This window comes from Desulfobaccales bacterium (genome assembly GCA_041648175.1).
GTDB lineage: Bacteria > Desulfobacterota > Desulfobaccia > Desulfobaccales > 0-14-0-80-60-11 > 0-14-0-80-60-11.
In genome coordinates, this window is record JBAZPO010000004.1 from 1 (window position 1) to 21,996 (window position 21,996).

19 protein-coding genes are annotated in these 21,996 nt (G+C 55.4%); 8 read left to right on the forward strand and 11 right to left on the reverse strand.

Annotated elements, in window-relative coordinates; translation table 11 throughout:
• Positions 1-222: 222 nt before the first annotated feature.
• The 6 genes from WC600_04830 to WC600_04855 all read right to left on the reverse strand — a co-directional run bounded on the left by WC600_04830 (position 223) and on the right by WC600_04855 (position 5,282).
• The gene (locus WC600_04830) at positions 223-1,551 is read right to left on the reverse strand and encodes a pitrilysin family protein (GenBank protein ID MFA4902053.1); all 1,329 of its coding nucleotides are present in this window, start codon (positions 1,549-1,551) and stop codon (positions 223-225) included.
• A gap of 249 nt (positions 1,552-1,800) precedes the next feature.
• Complete coding sequence (locus WC600_04835; GenBank protein ID MFA4902054.1) at positions 1,801-2,703, reverse strand: ABC transporter substrate binding protein; 903 nt, start codon at positions 2,701-2,703, stop codon at positions 1,801-1,803.
• A 141-nt stretch (positions 2,704-2,844) separates the two neighbouring features.
• A complete protein-coding gene (locus tag WC600_04840; GenBank protein MFA4902055.1) occupies positions 2,845-3,279 on the reverse strand; it encodes a VOC family protein in 435 nt (144 codons plus the stop codon).
• A 120-nt stretch (positions 3,280-3,399) separates the two neighbouring features.
• Positions 3,400-4,128: a signal peptidase I gene (gene lepB / locus WC600_04845; protein ID MFA4902056.1), complete on the reverse strand. Its 729-nt coding sequence runs from the start codon at positions 4,126-4,128 to the stop codon at positions 3,400-3,402.
• Positions 4,129-4,191: 63 nt separating this feature from the next.
• Positions 4,192-4,353, reverse strand: coding sequence for a rubredoxin (locus WC600_04850; protein ID MFA4902057.1), 162 nt, complete (start codon positions 4,351-4,353; stop codon positions 4,192-4,194).
• A gap of 293 nt (positions 4,354-4,646) precedes the next feature.
• Positions 4,647-5,282: an HAD family hydrolase gene (locus WC600_04855; protein MFA4902058.1), complete on the reverse strand. Its 636-nt coding sequence runs from the start codon at positions 5,280-5,282 to the stop codon at positions 4,647-4,649.
• 418 nt (positions 5,283-5,700) lie between these two features.
• On the opposite strand from WC600_04855, the gene WC600_04860 reads away from it, so the two are divergent.
• The gene (locus WC600_04860; protein ID MFA4902059.1) at positions 5,701-6,804 is read left to right on the forward strand and encodes an aminopeptidase P family protein; all 1,104 of its coding nucleotides are present in this window, start codon (positions 5,701-5,703) and stop codon (positions 6,802-6,804) included.
• A gap of 138 nt (positions 6,805-6,942) precedes the next feature.
• Here the strand turns inward: WC600_04860 and WC600_04865 are convergent, their stop codons facing one another.
• From WC600_04865 to WC600_04875, 3 genes are all read right to left on the reverse strand, one after another.
• Positions 6,943-7,245, reverse strand: coding sequence for a PilZ domain-containing protein (locus WC600_04865; GenBank protein MFA4902060.1), 303 nt, complete (start codon positions 7,243-7,245; stop codon positions 6,943-6,945).
• Between the two features lie 249 nt (positions 7,246-7,494).
• Entirely contained in the window at positions 7,495-8,046 is a 552-nt protein-coding gene (locus WC600_04870; GenBank protein ID MFA4902061.1) for a GNAT family N-acetyltransferase, read from the reverse strand.
• Between the two features lie 166 nt (positions 8,047-8,212).
• Positions 8,213-8,956: a metallophosphoesterase family protein gene (locus tag WC600_04875; GenBank protein ID MFA4902062.1), complete on the reverse strand. Its 744-nt coding sequence runs from the start codon at positions 8,954-8,956 to the stop codon at positions 8,213-8,215.
• A gap of 201 nt (positions 8,957-9,157) precedes the next feature.
• Here WC600_04875 and WC600_04880 point away from each other — a divergent pair, with 201 nt between their 5' ends.
• The 3 genes from WC600_04880 to WC600_04890 all read left to right on the forward strand — a co-directional run bounded on the left by WC600_04880 (position 9,158) and on the right by WC600_04890 (position 16,215).
• Positions 9,158-11,161, forward strand: a complete 2,004-nt coding sequence (locus WC600_04880) for a ribonuclease R family protein (GenBank protein MFA4902063.1) — start codon at positions 9,158-9,160, stop codon at positions 11,159-11,161.
• 422 nt (positions 11,162-11,583) lie between these two features.
• Complete coding sequence (locus WC600_04885; GenBank protein MFA4902064.1) at positions 11,584-13,215, forward strand: fused MFS/spermidine synthase; 1,632 nt, start codon at positions 11,584-11,586, stop codon at positions 13,213-13,215.
• Between the two features lie 150 nt (positions 13,216-13,365).
• Positions 13,366-16,215, forward strand: coding sequence for a metallophosphoesterase (locus tag WC600_04890; GenBank protein MFA4902065.1), 2,850 nt, complete (start codon positions 13,366-13,368; stop codon positions 16,213-16,215).
• Positions 16,216-16,454: 239 nt separating this feature from the next.
• Here the strand turns inward: WC600_04890 and WC600_04895 are convergent, their stop codons facing one another.
• Complete coding sequence (locus WC600_04895) at positions 16,455-16,796, reverse strand: hypothetical protein (GenBank protein ID MFA4902066.1); 342 nt, start codon at positions 16,794-16,796, stop codon at positions 16,455-16,457.
• Positions 16,797-17,251: 455 nt separating this feature from the next.
• On the opposite strand from WC600_04895, the gene WC600_04900 reads away from it, so the two are divergent.
• The 3 genes from WC600_04900 to WC600_04910 all read left to right on the forward strand — a co-directional run bounded on the left by WC600_04900 (position 17,252) and on the right by WC600_04910 (position 19,562).
• Entirely contained in the window at positions 17,252-17,545 is a 294-nt protein-coding gene (locus WC600_04900; GenBank protein ID MFA4902067.1) for a hypothetical protein, read from the forward strand.
• Between the two features lie 507 nt (positions 17,546-18,052).
• Positions 18,053-18,409, forward strand: a complete 357-nt coding sequence (locus WC600_04905) for a hypothetical protein (GenBank protein ID MFA4902068.1) — start codon at positions 18,053-18,055, stop codon at positions 18,407-18,409.
• Positions 18,410-18,932: 523 nt separating this feature from the next.
• The gene (locus WC600_04910; GenBank protein MFA4902069.1) at positions 18,933-19,562 is read left to right on the forward strand and encodes a 50S ribosomal protein L25; all 630 of its coding nucleotides are present in this window, start codon (positions 18,933-18,935) and stop codon (positions 19,560-19,562) included.
• Positions 19,563-19,694: 132 nt separating this feature from the next.
• Here WC600_04910 and purB read toward each other — a convergent pair whose 3' ends face one another.
• Positions 19,695-20,990, reverse strand: coding sequence for an adenylosuccinate lyase (purB, locus tag WC600_04915; protein MFA4902070.1), 1,296 nt, complete (start codon positions 20,988-20,990; stop codon positions 19,695-19,697).
• A gap of 305 nt (positions 20,991-21,295) precedes the next feature.
• Between purB and WC600_04920 the strand changes: the two genes are divergently transcribed.
• Positions 21,296-21,961 carry a class I SAM-dependent methyltransferase gene (locus WC600_04920; protein MFA4902071.1) on the forward strand — a complete coding sequence of 222 codons (666 nt, stop codon included), beginning with the start codon at positions 21,296-21,298 and terminating at the stop codon, positions 21,959-21,961.
• The last annotated feature ends 35 nt before the right edge of the window (positions 21,962-21,996 follow it).

The following is a 21,996-nucleotide window of genomic DNA, read 5'->3' on the forward strand; positions in this document are numbered from 1 at the left end:
AAGCCTGCGCCCGCACAGGCTGGAAAGCCTGTGCCACCAAAATACCCTCTCCCCCATTGGGGGAGAGGGAAAATACATTAAAAATCCGGAAGTTAGGTAATGGCCTCTTTTAAGAAATCATATTCTCTTCTATCTATAGCAAAAACCTTGCCGGACACTACTGCCTAAGTCCCCCTTTTTCAAAGGGGGACTTTGTACGGTTTTGGCTGACAGCTGACAGCTTCAAGTCAACGGTCCCAACGCCTCGCTCTCCTCCGAGGTGACGGGCTGGAGCACCACCACGGTGCGGTTATCTTCCCTGAGGTAAGTCCGGGCCACCCGGCGAATATCGTCCGCGGTGACCGCCTCTAAGGAGCTGAGAATCTGGTTGGCCAGGGTGGCGTCCCCGGTCTTTAAGTGGAACAGGCCGACCAACAGACCCCGGAAAAAGTTGTGCGCCAAAGAGCGGACAGCCTGGGAGCGCACCAGTTTTTTGGCCCGGGCCAGTTCCATCGGGGAGACGCCGTCCTCCCGGAGCTTATCTATGGCGGCCCAGAGTTCCTGCTCCAACTCCGGCAAGGGCCGCCCGGGAGTGGCCACCGCGGTAATCACCAGCAGGTCCGGGTCCTGGGCTGAAAAGGGCAGGGGGGCCAGTTCCACCTCCAGGGCAATGGCCTTACCCACCCGCACGAACTCCTGGTGGAACCGGGACGCCTTGCCGCCCGACAGGATGACGGCCAACAGGTTCAAGGGGTAGAGATCGGGATGGTCGATGCCCACGATATGAAACCCGGCGAGCAAGGCCTCCACCTGGGAGACTTTTTTGACGACGGCCCGGCGCTCGCCGCGCTGGGGCGGCTCCACGACCTGCGGCTCCGGGGCCGCAGGCGGCGCGGGAATCTGGCCGAAGTATTTCTCTACCAGGTCTAAGGCCCGAGCTGGCTCCACGTTTCCGGCGATGACTATGGTGATTTTGGCCGGGTGGTAGTGACTGCGGTAGTAGGCCAGGCAATCGTCCAGGGTCATGCGGTGCAGGTCCTGGTTCCAACCCACCACCGGCCAGTTATACGGATGCTGGGTATAGGCGGTGGCGCACAACTGCTCTTCCACCAGTCCAAAGGGGCTGTCCACTGAGCGCAGCTTCCGTTCGCTGATGACCACCTGACGCTCCGGCTGGAAGGTGTCGTCGTCCAATTTCAGGTGCAGCAGACGGTCGGCTTCCAATTCCAGGCCCAATTCCAGGTGCTCGGCGGGCAGATTTTCAAAATACGAAGTGTGATCCCGGGTGGTGAAGGCGTTGATCTCGCCGCCCTTGGCCTGGAGGAGTCGGGAGAACTCCTCAGGCCCCAGGGTTTCGGTGCCCCGGAACATCAAGTGCTCGAAGAGGTGGGAAATGCCGGTGATGCCCGGAAGCTCGTACCGGGAGCCCACCTTATAGTGAATCTGCAGGGAGACGATGGGCAGCCGGTGATCGGGAAGCACGAACAGGGTGAGGCCGTTGCCCAGGGTAAAGTGCTCCATGGTGATCTCGGGCTGCCATGCAGCGGGATCGAAATTCCGGGATGGGGTCATATAATTCCTCCAGCCTTATTTCACCACAAAGGCTCCAAGATGGATAGTAATCAGTGGTCAGTGATCAGTGGCCAGTAAAAAAATCCACCTCTCATTCCCAAACTTAGCTTGGGACTGTGAGAAAACAGGTTACTATTGAGATAATCTGTTTTTTATAAACCAATTTTTATAAACCAAGAGACCAGCAACCAAAAGGCGATTCCGATCCAAACACCCACTGACCACTGACCACTGACCACTGATCACTGATCACTGAACACTACTTTTCCCAGGATACCCGCTCCATTTCCGCAGCAAGGTCTCATCCACTTCCACGTTGATAGGGATCTTCTCCACAATCGGAATGGTCTGGGGCTTCTCCCCCGCCAGGACCCGTCGGGCCATGTCGCCTATGTCTTCCCCCAGGCGGTGGTAATCCACGGCCACCCACAGCGCCGCGCCCTGGTGCGATCCTTCAGGGAGGCTGCTCACCACCCGGACTTTCATCTGCCGGCCCCAGTCCAAGATCAGGGGAGCGTAGCGCTTGGCGCTGGCCGCGGGCGGCAGGTAGATCACCCGGGCCCCCCGTTTTATCAGCTGCGTCAGCCCCGGGCCGTCGGTGGCAGCAGCTCCGCTGGTCTCAACCAGAGGCTGCGCCCCAAAGTGCGGTGCGGTGGCGATAAAGCGCTGGGCGAGGTCTGCGGCCACCCCATCCGTGGGATCATACAGGAGCCCCCAGGGGCCTTGCCCCAGTAAACTGGTCCCCTGTTGCAAGGCGGCAGCCAGGGGCGCCGGGGTAGAGATGCCGGTGACGTTCTCCTGGTGAATCTCGGGATGGGCTGGTTCATAGGCGGCTCCGGTAAAATACGGATTGGCCACCAGCCCAAAGACCACCGGCGCCTTTTTCACCACCGGGGCCACCAGGAGCAGAGCCGGGGTGCCCAGCACGATAAGGAGCCGGGGTTGACGTGCCCGCAGGAGGTGCAGGGTTTCTTTACCTTCGGGTCCGAACTCCGGGACAAAGACCACTTCTCCGGGAGTCGCCGCCAGCTTCGCCTGCACTCCGGCTACCGCCTGCCGCATCCTGGGCGAATCCGGGGAGCAGAAGATGACGATGGGAGCTTCGGGGCCGGGACCGCAGCCCCAGGCAACCAGAAGCGCCAGATAGACCAAGAGGCCTGGTAGTTTTCTGTTTCCTCTTTTCTGTTCTCGGTTAGAAAAGACCAAAGGCATATTTTAAAAGGGCGCGTTCTGACTTCATGATGGGATGAACCCGGGCTTCAACGGATTAGCGCGGTTGGCCAATTCTTCCCGCTACTTTTTGAAGCCCAAAGAACCGTCAGGCGCAAAGTCGAACATCGGACCCCAAACCACTTCCCAGTAGTAGCCATCCAGGTCGGCGAAATAGCCACTAAAACCACCCCAGAAGGTGTCTTCCGGGGCTTTGGCAATAGAAGCGCCCGCAGCCTCGACCTCTTTGAAAATGGCCACGACTTCGTCCCTGCTTCGGGCGTTGTACGCCAGAGTTATGCCGTTGAAACCACTGCGGGTGGGAGACAATTGGGGTGAAATGTCTTCGGCCAACTTCTCGATCGGATAGAGCGTCAGCCAGACACCGGGCAGCTCGAAAAACGAGATCCCTTCATTCTCGGAGTTTGGGGAAATCCCAAAAATAGTTGCGTAGAATCTGGCGGCCTTCGCCAGGTCCGTCACCCCGAGAGTGATAACGGTCATGCGGGGAATGGTCATGAGCACCTCTCAGAACAAAAAAGATCCTTCCTAATTTTTGAAGAAGTGACTCCAATAACTGATTTTCCCCCGCCAATCCAAGCTTGGAACCATACCAAATCTTTACAACAAAAAAATAGCTTAATGAATGATCTTGCCGATACGGTCCCACCGCACGCGGAAGTCATCGGTATTCCATTGGAAATTGTAAACGAGACCTTTTAACCCTCCGGCAAAGGCCTGCACAAAAGGCTCGCCCGGTGGCCCCTGCCAGGAAAAATAAATGATAATGGCCTTGCCCCGCAGGTTATCCATGGGGACGAACCCCCAGAAGCGGCTGTCATAGCTGTGATCCCGGTTGTCCCCCATACAGAAATAGGAGTTGGCCGGCACCACCACCGGCGCCAGGTTATCCCGGGGCGACTCGGTGGGGCTTTGCGGGGGTGGGATAATTAACGGATCGTCGTTAACCGCCTGAGGGGTCTCATACTCCTTACCGTTGACATAGACTTTTTTGTTGGTGATCTGGATGCGGTCGCCGGGAAGGCCGATAACCCGCTTGATATAATCTTTGGTGGGGTCCTGGGGGAAGATGAAGACGACCACATCCCCCCGCTTAGGCTCGCCGATGGGAATCCAGACCTTGTTGGAAAATGGGTTGCGGATGCCGTAGCTAAACTTACTCACCAGGAGATAATCGCCGATGAGGAGTGTCGGCTGCATGGAGCCGGAAGGGATAGAGAAAGCTTGGACCAGAAAGGCCCGGAGCACCAGGGCCAGGATGACAGCGATAAACAGGGACTCCCCGTATTCTCGCCAGAAGGGCTTCTTTAGCGCACCGGATCGCACGCCTGTGTCTTTATATTTCATGGATAGCATCATTTATGGATTTTCAGGAGCGCCGGAATGGCGCTGCATTTCAAGGGAGCTGCTTTAATCCACCGGGGTAAATTGGTCCTGGCCGGCGCCGCAAATGGGGCAGACCCAGTCCGGCGGCAATTTATCGAAAGGGGTGTTGGCGGCGACGTGATTGTCCGGGTCTCCCTGGGCAGGATCATAAATATAGCCACATACCTGACACTGATATTGCTTCATGATGTCCTCCTTTTTCAGCCACTCAAGTCCGTGAAGATCAGGACGGCTATGCAGAAATATATGGTTAATCTAAGAATTATTAACCCAACTTCCTGATAAGTCAATGGGATTCTCGAGGGTATCTTGGCTGGAGGAACCTTTTCCCCCAGTAAACCTGCTGTGATCAGATCTAAACGACAGGAAAGAGAAGACTCAAACGGGAAACTGCCTTGAGGCGGAAAGCAATTTTACCACCCATCGGCCAGATTAGCGCTCCCGGCCGATGGGCGACCCCTCGAAGAACGGGATTTTTTTTAGCTGAGGGAGCTGATCAGGTCCGGGCCGGCTGCGAAGGACTCCAGGTAGTAGTCGGCCTGCAGGCTGGGGTTGCGGTAAGCCACAAAGGGCACCCCGGCATTGGCCGCGAAGTGCTCATCCACCCGGGAGTCCCCAATATAGATGGCCTCAAAGGGCGCCAGGTTGAAATGGGCCAGGATGCGCACAAAAGCTTCCGGGTCGGGCTTGGGCCGGCTGACGTCCTGGGCTGAAATCACCAGGTCAAAGTCGTCCGCCAGCCGGTGATAATTGAGGACAGCCCCGGTAGTGGTGGTGCGGTTGGTCGCCAGCGCGGTGTAGCGCTCACGGCGCACAAACTGCAGAAACTCTCTGAGGTGCGGCTCCTCCACCATCATGGCGATAAAAGGGGAGTAATCGAAGTCGCGGGCGAAGTCCAAGACCGCCTCATAATTGGCATAGCCCTTAAAGATGTGCTCCAAAGATTCCCCCACGGTGTGGCTGTGGATATAGTCCACAGCCTCGGGGCTCAAGAGCGGACGGCCGAAGTGGCTGAGAGTGCCGTTATAAAAGGCGATGTTGGCCGGACGGGAATCGAACAGCACCCCGTCGCAATCAAAGGCTACCAGTTTGATCAAGTTATCGTTCTCCTGCATTGCGGGAGGTAGTTCTCCTGCCGGGCCTTAAGGCTCTTACGGCAAAGCGCCGCCATGTCAGTGATCTATTTATTTAATTTATCAGATTTTTATGAAAAGGCCAGATACAGCGAGTGCCAAAAGGTTGTCCCGTAAGGGGCATGCTCTAAGACCCAAATCCCCCTAAGCATTTGTAGGAGTGGGGTCTCCCCGCCCTGGTTTCAAAAGTGCTACGGGCTGGCCGGGGAAACCCACCCTGCATCTGAATAGAAACCGCCAAATGCTTAAGTGAACAGCATTGGATTGAGGGGGACTTAAAAATCAGCGAGCGGCATGAATTTATGGCAAACGCTATAAGCCAAGGGTGATTCATGATCTCACCAGCTCCGGGAGGTTTTCTCCTTGATTTTCGCGCCCGCTTCTCCCAGAATCATAATTTATGACCAACATTGAGATACTGCGTTTAACGGCCCTCCGGGAGCTGTTCCCTACCCATGAGCTTGACGCCCTCCTGGTTTCCGGTCCCGAGAACCGCCGTTATGTAAGCGGGTTTACCGCCGATGATCCCGACTGGGGCATGCTCCTCATTACCGCCCGGGAGGCTGTGCTCCTCACTGATTTCCGCTATCAGATCTGGGCCGAGCAGGAGGCCGGGGACTTTGAGGTGTTCATCTATAAAGTCGACCTGGGGGAAACCTTGGCCGGTCTCCTGAAGAACCTCAGGGTGAGCCGCCTGGGTTTTGAAGCCGCGCATCTCACCTACTGGCAGTACCAACGCCTGACCAAGAAAGTGGCAGACGCTGGGCTCACGGTCACCTGGCAGCCCACGGAAGGGCTGGTGGAAGGCCTCAGGCAGCGGAAGACCGCGGCTGAGTTGGCCGTCATGCGCCGTGCCCTTACGTTGACCGAAACCGTGATGCGCCAGGTGGAAGGCGAACTCGCCCCGGGTCTTACCGAGCGGCAGGTGGCCTGGGAGATCGAAAAGCGTCTGAGGGAAGGGGGGGCCGAAGGCCTGGCTTTTCCGTCCATCGTGGCCGCTGGCCCTAACAGTGCCCGGCCCCATCACCACCCGGGTGACTATGTCATTAAGGCCGGGGAACCCATCATCATTGACATGGGGGCCAAAGTCGACGGTTACTGCGCCGACATGACCCGGACCTTTATCCTGGGACCTCCGGATGAAGACTTTCGGAAAATCTATTCTCTGGTACATCAGGCCCAGGCCAAAGCGGAGGCCGAACTCAAGGCCGGCATGGACAGTCTGGCCGGTGATGCCCTGGCTCGGGAGGTGATTACCGCAGGGGGCTACGGTGAGGCCTTTGGCCATTCCCTGGGCCACGGGGTGGGATTGGCGGTACATGAATCACCCAGCTTGAGCCCCGCCGAAGCCAGGCGAGTGGCGTTGCCGGACGGGTGCGTGGTCACGGTGGAACCGGGGATTTACCTCAGCGGCTGGGGCGGCGTCCGCCTGGAGGACATGGTGCGGCTCACCCCTGAGGGGGCCGAGGTGATGAATACCCCTGGATATTTTTATGAGTGGTAGAAAGGCAAGGCGAAAAGGGATAAGGACATGAGGCTTTTCCAGGTTTTCTGGGCTATGTTGAACGATAATGTGGCAGCCAGCTAAAAGTAACGGTCTATCAACGAATTCTCCCCCTTTTCCCCTCTTCCCCCTTATTTTTTATTTCACTCTTCTGCCGATCTCCCAGGGGGTGGAGAAGTCTAATCCCACCAGGGAGCGTCCCGGCTTGGAGGGGTGGGGCAGAACCCAGACCACCTGTCCGCTGCGGTGAATCTCTTTTGCCATGTCAGGCAGAATAAAACTGAACTCCACCGGGTCTCCGGCGGCATATTTTATCGGCGTATCGATTTTAGCCCCGGTCTCGCTAATGTTCAATAAATAGGTATCCCCCAAAGGTTTATGGTTAATCTCTTTGATTTCCAAATAGACTGATATGCGTTTAGCCCGGCGTCGCTCATCCATTGGCATCCTCACCCCTGTTATACCAAATGGCGCTCATAAAGGTAATTTAAAAGAATAATCGCAAGCTTAACACTCATGAACCGAAAGTCTCTCTCTCAGGGATAAAAACCCCTCTGCTCCCTTTTCAAAGGGGGTTTAAAATCCCCCTTTGGCAAAGGGGGATTTAGAGGGATTTGGTTTTCACGGTAAAGCCTGCGGCTATCTATGTACCTGTTTGATCGCATTTTCGTATTATGCGGCATAATCTCATTACTCCTTGCGGTCCTGAGCCTGGGTGTCACAGACCATGACCACCAGGTCGCTGCTCTGGCCGGCCGGGTCCTTGACCAGGTCCTCGAACACGGCCTTGACGGAAAACCCCGCCTTTTTGAACACGGCAATAGCTCCCAGCGCCTGGAGGTGAACCTCGGCCACCAGCTTTTCCAGGCCGAATTCCCCGGCCAGCTCGACGATTTCGTTAATCAGGAGAGTGCCCAAACCCCGGTGTTGGTAGTCGTTAGCCACCACTACCCGCACGTTGCCCACATGCCTTTTCCAGCCCAGCTTGCGCATGTGCAGGGTAACATCCCCCACTATCCGGCCCTCGGCTTCCGCCACCAGGGGAAAGACCCGGTTTAAGTCGATGTGGTTCACCCAACGATCGATCACGGCCGGGTCCCGTACGTCATTGCGCAGGAAGCTCAATGCCCTGGCATCGAGACCCCGAAAGAATTCCAGCAGTTTCTCCCGGTCCTCCTTCACCATGGGCCGCAGGATCACCCGGCTGCCGTCTTTCAGCACCCCCTCTTTGTGGTAAGCCATGACCTCGCTCCCTTTTGCTGTAGTTAGCTGTCAGGTTTCAGGTGTCAGGTTTCAGGTTCCCTCGCCCTTAAAAAGAACCGGGATGACGATCTAATGAACAGCCCTCTAAGAATTGCTGCCTCGCTTTTTTCTGACACCTGAAACCTGAAACCTGAAAAAACCTCTCTCACGTCCCCTGGGCCAGACGCTCGGCCAGAAAGGCCGGCAGTCCGGCGGCCAGGATGCGGTGTTGCGCCCCGCCTATATCATAAGGGGCCGACTTGAAGTGGATGGTAAACTCCTTATCGTCGAAGATAGCGTAGCACGCTTCGGGGTTGCCATCCCGGGGTTGGCCCACGCTGCCGGGATTGATGAGATAATGCTCCTCCGGGGATAACCTTATTTTCTTAGGTGAGATCTGGCGCAGGGCTACCTTCCCCCGAATATCACGGTACCACAAAGCCCGCCGATGGGTGTGACCGAAAAAACACACCCGGGTTTGCGGATGGCTGAGCAAGTGCTTCAAGACCCTTTTGCCCTGGAAGTGATAAGCGATATAGGTATCGGGGCTGGCAGGGGTGCCGTGGCAGGCGAGAAACGAGCCCGGCTGCTCCCGCAACAAGGGCAGACCTTGGAGAAATGCCAAAAATTCCGGTCGGACCTGCTCCCGGCACCACATCAGGGCCTGGTGGGCGATGATATTAAAATGCTGGGCCCGTTCCGCATCGAACAGGGCCAGGTCATGGTTCCCCGCCAGACTCCACACCGTCCGGGTCTTGAGCAACTCCAGGCATTCATTGGGACTGGCATTATAGCCCACCAGGTCGCCCAGATTCAGGACAACCTCAACCCCCTCTTGGTCGATCTGGGCCAGCACGCTCGAAAGCGCTTCCAAGTTACTATGTATATCGGCAATTATGGCCAGTCGCATGAAGGGTTTCCGGTCTTCGGTTTTAAGTTTTCGGAAAAGCCCAGCGGCTTTATCCCAGGCCTTGCATTTACTTACATCGTCATTCTTGCCCAAATTAAAAGAAATTCAAACACTTTTTTGATTTTTTAGATCTCGCCCTCTGAATTTGCAGCTAAGATAGCAGCTGAACGAAAACTGTCCTCATTGACTTTTCCGGGGATTTTGTTACGTTTTGGCCACATGGAACCCGGCGATATTGTCGAATTTTTCGAAGAAAAGCGCATTTTCTGCGCCGTCGTCCTGGATCTGAAGGGCGAACGGCTCCAGGTGTTGAGCCAGTCCAGCCGCGAAATGACCCTGGCTCCCAAGCGTGTCCTCCATGCCGGCCCCCGTCTGGCTATCGCCACCCTGTCCCGCCAGGAGATGTTGAACCGCCTGGACGATACCGCCCGGACACGCGAGGCCCTCAAGGCTGACATCAATCTGGAAGAACTGTGGGAGCTTTTGGCTTCCGAAGACCAGGCCGTGTCGGTGGCCGAGATGGCTGACCTGTGGTTTGGCCAGGTCGACCCTGACCACGTTGCTGCCACGGGCCGGAGCCTCAGGGACGACCGCTTTCTCTTTAAGCTGAAAGAAGGCCTGGTCATCCCCAACCCAAAAGAAGTAGTGGAGCTCCTGAAGGAACAGCTCAACCGGGAATCAACGCGCCGCCAGGAGGCCGAAGAGATCGGCGCCTGGCTGAAGGTAGTCTCGGAAGGCCAGGCCGCGGCGGCCGGCCCCTGGAAAGACCGGGTTGTCGAGCTCTTGCGCCAGATGGCGGTGTTTGGGGTCGAGGCCCCAGATTATCTCGAGGGCAAGGCCATATTGGACAAAGCCCGGCTCAACCCGGCGGAGGCCCCGTTTCGCCTGCTGGTCTGGCTGGGGGTCTTTCAGGAAGATGAAGACCTTGACCTCCACCGGCTGGAAGTCCCTCTAGAATTCCCCCCGGAGGCCCTGGCCCTGGCCCGGCAGTTGGCCCAGACCTCGCCTCCCGATCTTTATGCGGCAAAGCGGCGTGATCTAACCCATCTTGAGATCATTACCATTGACGGGGAGCGCACCCGGGATTACGACGACGCCTTGAGCCTGGAAGCAGTGGCGGACGGCTGGCGCCTGGGGATTCACATCGCCGACGTCTCGTCCCAGGTGTTGCCCCAAACCTCACTGGATTTGGAGGCCCAGGCCCGGGGCACCTCCATTTACCTGCCTGAGCGGCGGCTGCCGATGCTGCCGGAGGAACTCTCGGAAGACACCGTCAGCCTGCTGGTCCACCAGGAGCGCCTGGCCTTAAGCTTTCTGGTCACCTTAACCCCTGACGCAGAGCTCAAAGACTGGGAGATCGTCCCCAGCCTTATTAAGGTCCAGCGGCGCCTGACCTACCATGAAGTCGACAGTCTCCTGGACCAGGATCAGCAACTCGCCACGCTGTACCATCTGTCCCGCCGTCTCAAGGAACGGCGCCTGGCCAAAGGCGGCTACGAGCTGAAGCTGCCCGAAGTCTGGATCACCTTCACACCCCAGGGCGAAACTCAGATCGTGGTGGAAGACCAGGAGACGGTCAGCCGCCAACTGGTGGCCGAGGCCATGGTCTTGGCCAACTCCCTCGCCGCTCAATTCCTGGCGGATAACGGCATTGCCGCCCTCTACCGCGGCCAGCCTGACCCTCGGGAGCCTATCAAACCCGCGCCGGACAAAACCCTTCTGGAACTCTGGCAGGATCGACGCCGTTTAAGCCGCGTGGTAATGGACCTGACGCCGTCGCCCCACTGGGGTTTGGGGCTGCCCTGCTACACCTTTGCCACCTCTCCCATCCGCCGCTACCTGGATCTGGTGATTCACCGCCAGCTCCTGGCCGTGGTGAGTGGCCATCCGCCCATCTACACGCCTGATGACCTGGAGCAGATCCTGGCCACCATCGAGCCGGCCATGCGCCGGGCCGGGCAGTTGAAAACCCGGCGCCTCCGCTACTGGCTCTTAAAGCACCTGTCAACCCGGGTCGGACAACGGCTTGAGGCCCTGGTGCTGGACAGCCTGCCGCACCGCTACCGCCTCATGTTCCCCGATATCCTGCTGGAACTCTTCATGGCGGGCCCGGCCAGCGTGAAGCTCTCCCCGGGCGATACCGTCCTGGTGCGCCTGGATCGCGTCAACCCCCGGGCCGACCAGATCAAGGTGTCCCTGGCCTAAACAGTTTGCATCCGGAAAACCCTTTAAAATCCCCCCCTTTATCAAAGGAGGGCTAGGGGGAATTTATAACTGCCCGAAAATCCGCATTAAATCCCCCTTTTTCAAAGAATGACTGTGAAGGCCATTTGTATCTTTATACCAGCTCGCATTCAAATGGTGGCACAGGCGTCTTGCCTGTGCAGGCGTAGGCCAGAGCCTGCGCCTATTAAGATTTTCCCTTTGAACCCAACTCGGTATTAAACGTTTCCGGTGAGAACTAGAGCGTTTGCCAAAAGTTCCTTCCTCTTATCCCCTCTCCCCCCAACGGGGGGAGAGGGTTAGGGTGAGGGGGGTGCTAACTCACTGCCATCAATCCCCTTGCCCCCCTCAGCGTCCATCTGCTATGATGGACAAAATTCAACCCCTTTTACCCCGGCGGAACCGTGAAAAAAAAGAAACCTGCCAGCGAATCAGCCAAGCCTCAAACCTACCTGCAGTATGAAGTGTTGATCTTCATAACCGGAGCGGTCACCCTCTCGCTGGAAGTGCTCGCCTCGAGGATTATGACCCCGTATTTTGGCGTCAGCCTCTATATCTGGGCCGGCATCCTCTCCATCACCCTGATTTTTTTGGCCCTGGGTTACCGCCTGGGCGGCCAGATTTCCCAACGCCGGGACCACGACGCCTTGCAGCAGATCCTGCTGGCCGCGCCTTTATGGGCCGCATTCTATCTGGTTATTGCCACCGCGCTCTACCCCATCGTCTTTCCAATGCTTGCGGCCATGAACCTGGTCGTGGCGAGCTTCCTGGGCGGGACCTTACTGCTGGCCGTGCCGTTGGTCGTGCTTTCCGCCATGAACCCCCTGCTCATCGCCCTCGACCGCGATTCCCGAGCCTCCGGTGACGGCGGTGCCGGGCGGATTTTTTTTATCAGCACGGTCGGGTCGGTGGCCGGCGTGGTGCTGACTGCCTTTCTCCTTATCCCCAACTTGACCAACTTTCGCGCCTTACTGTGGATGAGCCTGGGGATGGGGGTGGTGGTCGGGGTGATCGCTTTTATGAACCGGGCGCTTCCCGGGCGCCGCAAAAAGCGCCTGCTGTTCGGTTGTGGGATCGTTCTGTTGTTGAGCGGCGGTTTACTGGCGGTACAGCCCGCTTACTTAAGAATGCTCGCGGGGATGAGCGACATCGGCAAAAATTTCAGGGTCTTGGCTGAATATAGTTCAGTGTTTGGCAATATAAAAATTTTGGCCGTGACCCCTGAAGGCGAAGACCGGAAACCGGCCACCGCCTATCTCCAGGACGGTATCATCCAAAATATGGTGTCCGCCGACGGCACGGTCCTGGATCACACCGAATTTATGGTCCGTCTGGCCGATGCCTATGCGCCCAAGGCCAAAAACTCCCTGGTGTTGGGCATGGCGGCCGGGATGATCCCCCGTTATCTGCACAAAAAGGGCGTTGAGGTCACCGCGGTGGAAATCAATCCCAACTCTCTCCAGGCGGCCACGGAGTTTTTCAACTTTGACGCCCGCGGCATCAAGGTGCATATCGAAGACGCCCGGACCTTTGTCCGCCGCCACCGGCACGCCTATGACCTGGTAATTACCGATCTGTTTCAGGGTGATTCCACCCCGGACTATCTCTTGACCGTGGAATATTTCCGGGAAGTGCGGGCCTGTTTGCGGCCCGGTGGAGTCGTGATCATTAATACGTACTTCGATCCAAACAACGAAACTGCCGACGAGGCCATTTTAGCCACCGTCAGCGCCGTTTTCCCTTATGTCCTGGAATTGCGCTCGCCCCCCTCTACCGGCCTGGTGAGCAGCGCCTGCCTGGTGGCCTCAGGTGACCCCCTGTCCCCCGAGGTGGCGAAAAACCTGGCCGACCGCAACACCATGCCCCCCAAGGATTATCAAACCCTGCTGAATGCCAGGCTGATCGACCGCACCCAACTAAAAGACCCCCGCCCCATCACCGACGACCACAATATCTTCTCTCTCCTATTCGCCGGCAGCCAACTCCGCTACCGCAGCCAATTCAATAAACTCCCGCCCAATCTTTTGGTCAATTAAAACCCCAGTACGAACTCGCCTCCATTGCGCCAGTGAGATCATATCCGCAACTATCTTCAGATCGCAGGTTCTTAAAAAAGTTGATTTTCTGCAAAAAACCTTTAAAATTGGCGTAATATCTCTTACTATCTTCTTCTAAGGAGCTTGATCGTGACGGAATACATCAGTCCATTAATCCGTTGGCTTCACTTATCTGATTTTCATATCGGGATGGACGATTACGCTCAAAGAAAGCTTTTCAAGCAAATTCATCAGCACGTTGAACAACGTCTGAATGAATATTTTACTCCTGATTTAATTTTTATTACCGGCGATGTGGCTGATAAAGGAAAACCAGAGCAATACATAACTTTTGTCTCAGAATTTTTAGACAGATTGAAAGAATTATTTGAGGCTGATATACAAGAAAGAATATTTATTGTTCCTGGAAATCACGATGTCTTCCGAGAAAGGAATAAGCATTTTGATCAAAAAGAAATTTGCCTAAATAAATCGCGATTCTTTTATCCTACTGAAGACGGACGCAACGAAAGATCACAATTCCTTCCCCGGTTTGCCGCATATCATGCTAATACAAGTATCATCCCTTGTGATTGGTTAGCAAAAGAAGATGGATGCTATACCCGCAAACTTGAAATTAAAGGCATAAACGTGGGAATTGTCGGAATCAACACTGCCTGGATTTCCAAAGACAATCAAGATAGACATTATCTCTCTCCTGGCATTGATATTATTGACGATGCATTGGAGAAACTTAACGGAAGCAACATTAAAATCGTTTTAGGGCATCATCCGGTTGATTGGTTCATTGACGCTCATGTACCACCTATTAGAGCTATACTTGGCAAACACCATGCCCTTTACTTACACGGCCATCTACATAAAGGGGCTCAGGCAAGACCTGAAGATGGCGCAGGCTATGGCTTCCTATGTGTCCAGTGCGGTGCCGCTTTTCAAACAGAGGAAACCGATATTTGGGATAATGGATTACTATGGGGTGAACTCGATTCTCAAAAGAGAATGCTGCGTCTGCAACCTCAGGAATGGAACTCTGATACCAATGAATGGCGGCCTGGTAATAATCTCCCTGGATCCAAGAAAGTTACGGGGACCGAATGGTGGGAATTTCCATTGCCGGGTCCCACATTAACAGGTGAGGTGATACCCGAGCCATCTATATATCCGGTGGGTTGGCAACCGGTGGACATGGCATTTCTCAATTCGCAACGTGAACCACTCCAAAAAGAGCGCGCATTGCGATTCTTTGACGGTGCATTTCCCGATTGGCGAATTGCTCTATCACCTGATATTCAACGCTTTGCATTGGTAGGACAGGTGCTAAATCAACTCATAGGCCACATACCGAACTATAAACCTCAGCTTGTCCTTCTAAAGGGACCTATCGGCGAGGGGAAATCCACTGCACTGATGCAAATCATTGATGGTGCACTCCAAAAGATAAACGGATTGAAGGTGTTATGGCTTGTCGATGCAAGTTCAGGGTTGAAACCCGAAGAAATACTTCGACTTCCACAAACAGGCGCTCCCTGGCTTTTGGCAAGTGACGCTGCCGATATGATAGCTGACGAGTTGTACCACACATGCCATTTACTCAGGCAATACCAACGCGGTGATATCTGTTTCCTGTTGGCTTGCCGCGATTCCGACTGGAAGGAATCGAAGGCGCATAAATTAGATTGGATAACAAATACAGACTTCCAGCAGCATCACGTCACGGGATTGAGTAAGGATGATGCGCGTGCAATTATTGCATCCTGGAAAAACTTTGGTGATGAAGCTATGGGAGGTCTTTGTCGTCTGGATCAAGAGACAGCAGTCGAACATCTGTTTGAAGCAGCAACGCGTGAGGCTGAAACGAATAGGGGTGCATTAATTGGTGCTTTACTTAAAGTCCGTTATGGGGACGATCTCAAAGAACACGTTAAAGCATTGTTAAACCGACTTGAAGGACGCCCAATTCCAGGCGGCGCCGCTGACCTACTATTGGCTTTCACTTACATTTCAGCAATGCATGCTGAAGGTTTTAATTTCCTCTCCAGGTCAGTATTGGCAGAGGCATTAGGCTGTCATCCCGGTGAGATCAATGCGTTCGTTTTAGCACCGCTTGGAATGGAGGCTGCAATTTCCAAAGATGGGCAGTTTATTCTTACACGACATCGTGAAATTGCTCGTGCTGTTACGAGTCTCTCACAGGAAGTCTTTGAGGTAGATGTCGAAGGTATTTACATTGATCTTGTAAAATCGGCAGAGAGGTTGCGAGCTAATGGAGAGTATGTTCCTAATCTGAATGGATACTATTTCAGCATTGCCGACCATTTCTTTAGAAATAGAAAGGACTTAGCACTTAGAATCGGTGAAGTGCTAATTGAACGAAATCCTGATTATCTCCCCTTACGTACCCATCTCTCTCGTCTCTATCGTGAGGCCTACAGCTCAGGAAGGGCAACTACTCTATTTCGCAATCTTGGGGGTACCATTAGAGATAGGCCTGTGTTAATGGAATGGGGGATGAGTGAGCACACGGCAGGTCGACATGCTTTTGGCGTTATTCTTATGGCCTTATCTATTGCTGATATTCGTGGAATTGTGCCACCAGTGAAAGACAATGCCATGAAGTCCTTTAGCAGCCTCAGCCATGCTTTTGGATTACTCTTTGAGAAATACCTCGATACAATATTTAACCGAGGACGCGGGGCTACAGCTCGGATGGGATTGACATTGCGCTTGAACGAAAAAGAACGCGATAGATTGATTGGCCATTTACGACAGAGCGGTGAAGAGGAAGGCGAAGAGATTGTTTTGGACGATGAGTTGTCCCTCTTCCAGGAGGCCCTTATGCATGCATGGAATATTTGTGGCGAAGATGTTGGAAGGCTTCGAAAATACGTTGAAGCCCCCGGCATAATGAATTTTACTGGGCTAAGATTGCTAATCGCTAATGCACTTAAAGTTCGAAAAGAGAAAGTTTCTGACTCTTGATACCCGCAATTTAAGTCCAACGAAATTAACGCAATCCATTTTCGCTATGGTGACTTTATCTGCGCCTCCTTGGGCCATCGACGTCTAATCTCCTGGCTTTAATTCTTTTCTGTCATGCGTCCCGCCTGTGCTGGCCCCTGGCCCCATGAACCGGGTAAACTTGCTCCCGACTATCACTATTCTGGCTCAGGCTTGCAGGTCCGTAGGGCGGGAAAGCGCAGCGCATCCCGCCTTTCGCCTCATTCCATCTCCAGACGCCGAACGTCATCATCTGCCGCCCATTCAGGGTCATATATACCGCGCTCCACGTATCGCTGAAAGCTTGAATACGGCCAATCCGCGACCCTCGCAACATGACCATGCTTAACCGGATTGTAGTGGATGTAATCTACATGACGCTCATAGTCACCCTCATCACGGATGACATGTTCCCAAGAACGTCGTTGCCAAATGCCTCGTTCTCCCTTCTGCAAACGCCGGGCTGAAAGTCTTTCCCCTCTGGAAATTTGTGCGGCAAATCGTGCCTTGATATCATGCCAACGCGTGGAGAAATCCCCATCCCAGAAAATTATCTTGTTCACGCCCTCGTTCCCAAGTTGCACTTGGGAACGCCACTATCCGCCCAAGCTCTGCTTGGGCACCACCCATAGGGGCAGTGTCTCTCCGCCCATAGTGTTACAGGCTTCCAGCCCGTGTCCTTTTAATACCCCATTCCCCACCCTTAGAGGCGATATGCGATCTTATCTGTACCTCCTTGGGCCATCGACGTCTAATCTCCTGGCTTTAATCCTTTATCTTGTTTGGTAACATAGTTGCCATGCGAGGCCCGTGGCATTCATTTGGGTAAAAAGTCATGGGATTTAGCAAGATCTTGACAGATGGTAATTAAGCTTTAAATTAAAGAAAAAATTAAATAACCCCGCACCATCACGGAGAATGAGATGCGGGGCATGGCATATGGTTCCCAAGCTCCGGCCTGGGAACCTGATTTTAGGCAAAGGTCCACATTGGATGGTCAAACGGAGCTTGGATAGGCATGGGCATTCCCAAGCGGAGCTTGGGACGAGGGAAAAAAATCTACTTCACCCAAGAAAGGAGGCGAATTATGCCAAGCGAGCGTATTTACCAAGGGGAATCGACAGCTGGCAAGTTGCAAGAGGCCTTGGACAAGGCCCTTCAGCAACTCGGTGGCGAACTCGGGGAGGGCGGCGTCAGCGATGCAATGGCATCGTGGAAGATCATCGAAGTTACAGGTCAGCAAGGGGGTATTGCCGCATTCCACAGTGTGCAGGTAAAGATCGCTGCCACACGTACCCCTGCCTGGAGTTAAGTTCGGCCTAACCTGGCGACGTTCCCAGAAAGACAATGCATAACTAATTCCACGGGCGCACCAACGGGTGCGCCCGCAAATTGGGCGGAAACATCGATCCACCTATGGTGATTTTCACGCCCTCGTTCCCAAGTTGCACTTGGGAACGCCACTATCCGCCCAAGCTCTGCTTGGGCACCACCCGTAGGGACAGTGTCTCTCAACCCATAGTGGTACAGGCTTCCAGCCCGTGTCCTTTTAACACCCCATTCCCCACCTTTAGAGGCAATATGCAGATCTGCGCCTCTTTGGCCCATCGCCGTCTAATCTCCTGGCTTTAATCCTTCTCTGCCATGCGTCCCGCCTGTGCTGGTCCCTGGCCCCATGAACCGGGTAAACTTGCTCCCGACTATTACTATTCTGGCTCAGGCTTGCGGGGCGTGCCCTCCAAGACGGAGCGCGGGAAAGCGCCGCGCCTCCCGCCTTACTGGCTGCCCCGTCCAAGCGCGCCGAAAAAAGAGGCCACCCATGGATAAACGCTGTACCATCTGTACTCACCCTGCCCTCACCGAGATCTCCAACGCTTTGCAGGCCGGGGTGTCCCTGCGTTCCCTGGCCGCCCAATACGGGCTTTCCCTCTCGTCTCTTTCCCGCCACACCAAACATGTGCGCCGCGCCTTGGCCGTCGCCGCGGACGAAGCCCAGCAGAACCATCAAACCGCCCTCTTGGATAAGCTGGACCTCTTCGAGTTCCGCCTGGAACGCATCTTTCACAAGGCCGAAGACCTACGCTCCCTCCACATCTCCTTGGGCTGTGTCCAGGAAGCCCTCCGCATCTTCACCCTCCGCGAAAGAATCCGCCAATCCCATCCAGGCAATTTTTAATGCCCCCGTTCCGCATGCTAAGCATTCCACATCAGATTTACTGCGGATATTCAACGAGTTACATCCGTAAACGCTCCGCTTCGATCCGGCGCGCCTCCGCTCAGGATGCGGCGCGACATGCGTGCGAGATGCGGCACGACCCTGCCCATCCGGTACGCCCCCTGGGAAAAAACCCTAAAAAAGGTCTAAAAAGGTCCAAAAAGTGGGTAAAAAAGGCGGCAAAAATGCGCCTTGAGACCCAAACCGTAGGGCGGGAAAGCGGAGCGCATCCCGCCTTGAATCTCATTCCCAAGGTGCACTTGGGAACGAGAAAAAGATCACTCGTTGCAACCAGCTTGACATGGAGCGATTTTCTTGTAAAGTTAGTAAGTTTAGACATGTCAGACTGCAAGCCGGGCCTGTCCTGAGCAGTCTCAAGTGGATGTCTGTTGCAAAACAAACCTAGCAAAGAGCGAGGGTAATCCGGCTGATTGAGTCTGTCGAGGTCAGTTGGGTGAGAGGCGCTCGAGGAGTAACAAGCAAGATGGATAAAATTGTTCTGAAAGCTACCAAGCGTGACGTGGTCGGCAAGAAGGTGGGCGCCCTGCGCCGCCAAGGAAAACTCCCGGCCGTGCTGTACGGGCACCGTATGGAGACGACCCCGATCCTGCTGGATGCCTATGAGGGGACCCAGACGCTTTCCCGCCTGACTTCGTCCAGCCTGCTGACGATCGACCTGGACGGGAAAGAGTTCCTGGCGCAGGTGCGGGAGAAGCAGCGCGACTACATCAAGAACCGCCTGGTGCATGTGGACTTCCAGATCGTCTCGCTCACTGAGAAGATGCGCACCAAGGTCAGTATCGAGCTGACCGGCACGGCCCCCGCGGTCAAGAACTTCAACGCCCTGATTCACACCGGTCTGACCGCGCTGGAGGTCGAGTGCATGGCGGAGGACCTGCCGAAGCGGATCGTGGTGGACATCTCCGGTCTGGCCGAACTCGGCGACGCCGTCCGGGTGCGCGATGTCGTCCTTTCAGACAAGGTGAAAATCCTGGCCGATATGGAAGATGTCATCGCCATTGCTGCCGCCTCCAAGAAAGAAGAGGTCAGTGCAGAAGCCCCGGTTACAGAGGAAGCCGTGCCTGAGGAGGCCGAACGCGGCAAGAAGGACTAGAAAGTCTCTCAAGAGGGTAAGGAATAATCCCCTTAATAAATACGGAACAGCGGTGCCTTAAGCACCGCTGTTTATTTCGATATGGCCGATAGAGCAAAAAACTATCAGCAGAATTTGACCTCGGCCTTCCGGTTACTCCCCAAACACCCGAATAAAAATCTGATCCACGTGGCGGAAATAGCGGTTCAAGTCGAACACCGCCGCAACCTCAGCATTCGTCAAGTGTTGGCCGATCTCGGCGTCGTCTTTAACCAGTTGGGCAAAGTCGCCCCCCTCCTGCCAGACTCGCATGGCCGGGCGCTGCACCAATCGATAGGCCGTGTCCCGGGTGAGCCCCTTATTGATCAGGGCCAGCAACAGCGACTGGGAGAAGACCAGCCCATGGGTCAACTTCAGATTGGCCTCCATGTTCTCCGGGTAGACCTGGAGGTTCTTGAGGAGCCGGGTGAGGCGGGCCAACATGAAATCCAGGAGCACAGTGCTGTCCGGCGCGATGACCCGCTCAACTGAAGAATGGCTGATATCCCGTTCATGCCATAGGGCCACGTTCTCCAGGGCCGCCAGGGCGTTGCCCCTGAGCACCCGGGCCAGGCCGCAGAGGTTTTCCGAGAGGATCGGATTGCGCTTGTGGGGCATGGCCGAAGAGCCTTTCTGACCAGCGGCGAACTGTTCTTCCGCCTCCCTGACCTCGGTGCGCTGCAGGTGGCGAATCTCCAGGGCCACCTTTTCCACGCTCGCCCCGACCAAGGCCAGGGTGAGAAAAAATTCGGCATGCCGGTCCCGCTGGATGATCTGGGTGGAAATGGCCGCAGACGCAAGCCCCAGGCGCCGGCAGACCCCGGCCTCACACTCCGGAGGCAGGTGGGCAAAGGTGCCCACCGCACCGGAAATTTTGCCCACTGCGATGCTGTGCCGCGCGTGAACCAAACGCTGCCGTTGCCGCTGAAACTCGGCGTACCACAGAGCGAATTTCATCCCCAGGGTGATAGGTTCGGCGTGCACCCCGTGGGTCCGCCCCACCATGACCTGGTCTTTGAAAGCGTAGGCCCGGTCTTTCAACACTGCCAGCAACTCATCCACATCATCCAGAAGCAGGTCCGCCGCCTCCGTCAGGCGTAAACCCAGGGCGGTGTCCAACACGTCCGACGAGGTCAAGCCGAAGTGGAAGTAGCGGCCCTCCTCTCCCAGACAGGCGGCCACCTGGTCCACGAACGCCGCGACGTCGTGATGCGTCTTGGCTTCGATTTCCAGGATGCAGGACACGTCAATCTTGGCCAGACCGGTGGCCCGGGCCGGCACGTCAGGCGGAATGAGACCGCACTCCGCCATGGCTTCCATGGCCGCCAACTCGACCTTAAGCCAACTTGCAAACTTGTTTTCTTCAGTCCAAATCCGGGCCATCACCTCACGGCTATATCGGGTAATCATGCTGCACCTCGCATAAAAAAATCTTCGTTTCTATCGAGGAGCGCCAAAAGAAGAGAACTCTTGGCCCCCTCGCCGAACCTCGATCCGCCTGGGACCGGCAGGAATTGGATCGACCATTGATTATAATCAGAAAATCACGAAGGGCGGTAAGAGAAATTGGCAAAGGGGAAATAATGCTGCGTCAAGGAGCGAGAGAGTTGACGTCGACCTTGGGAGAATATACTGTTGATCAAAGGAGATGATTCCGCCCAAGCCCTTATCATGGCACTTTGGGCGTGATTATAATTAAAGATATTGAGGTTGCTATGCCCGGTTGGGGGGAACTTTTTGCCGATCCTGTGATGCAAGGCCGGGAGCCTGATCCCGAGCTGATGGCCCTCATCCCCGTGATGCAGCAGGCCGGCTGCCGCAGGGTGCTGGATGCCGGCTGTGGCGTGGGCCGTCACCTGCTGCCGCTCCTGGCCGCCGGATTCCAGGTCTGGGGCGTAGATGTTGACGCCCAGGTATTGCAAATCCTTAAAGACCGTCTGAAAAATGCCGTGGTTGCGGCCGGTCCGTATCTGGCTCAGGCCGACCTCAACCGTCTGCCCTTTGTGCCCGGGGCCTTCGACCTGGTGGTGTCAATCAAGGTCATCAATCACGGCTATGCCGCCACCTTTCGGGAATATTGCCGGGAGTTGGATCGGGTCGTGAAACACGGCGGCCACCTGTTTATCAACGCTTCCCCCAGGGAGGTCGTCGAGAGGATCAGGCTGCCCCAGACCCGGGAACTTGAGCCTGGCACCCTGGTGAACATTGCTACTCCGGACGGTGCCGTGATCCACCATTTTCCCACCCCGGAAGAACTGCGGGAGCAGTTTCCCGGCTATAAGATCCACCGCTGGGAGACCATTATGTCTTCCATCATGTTCATGGGCAACGTGGAAATGCCCCAGATATTTTTCTGGGGCGAAAAGGAGAGGGAGCGTTAAGCAATTAGCAATTAGCAATTAGCAGTTAGCTATCA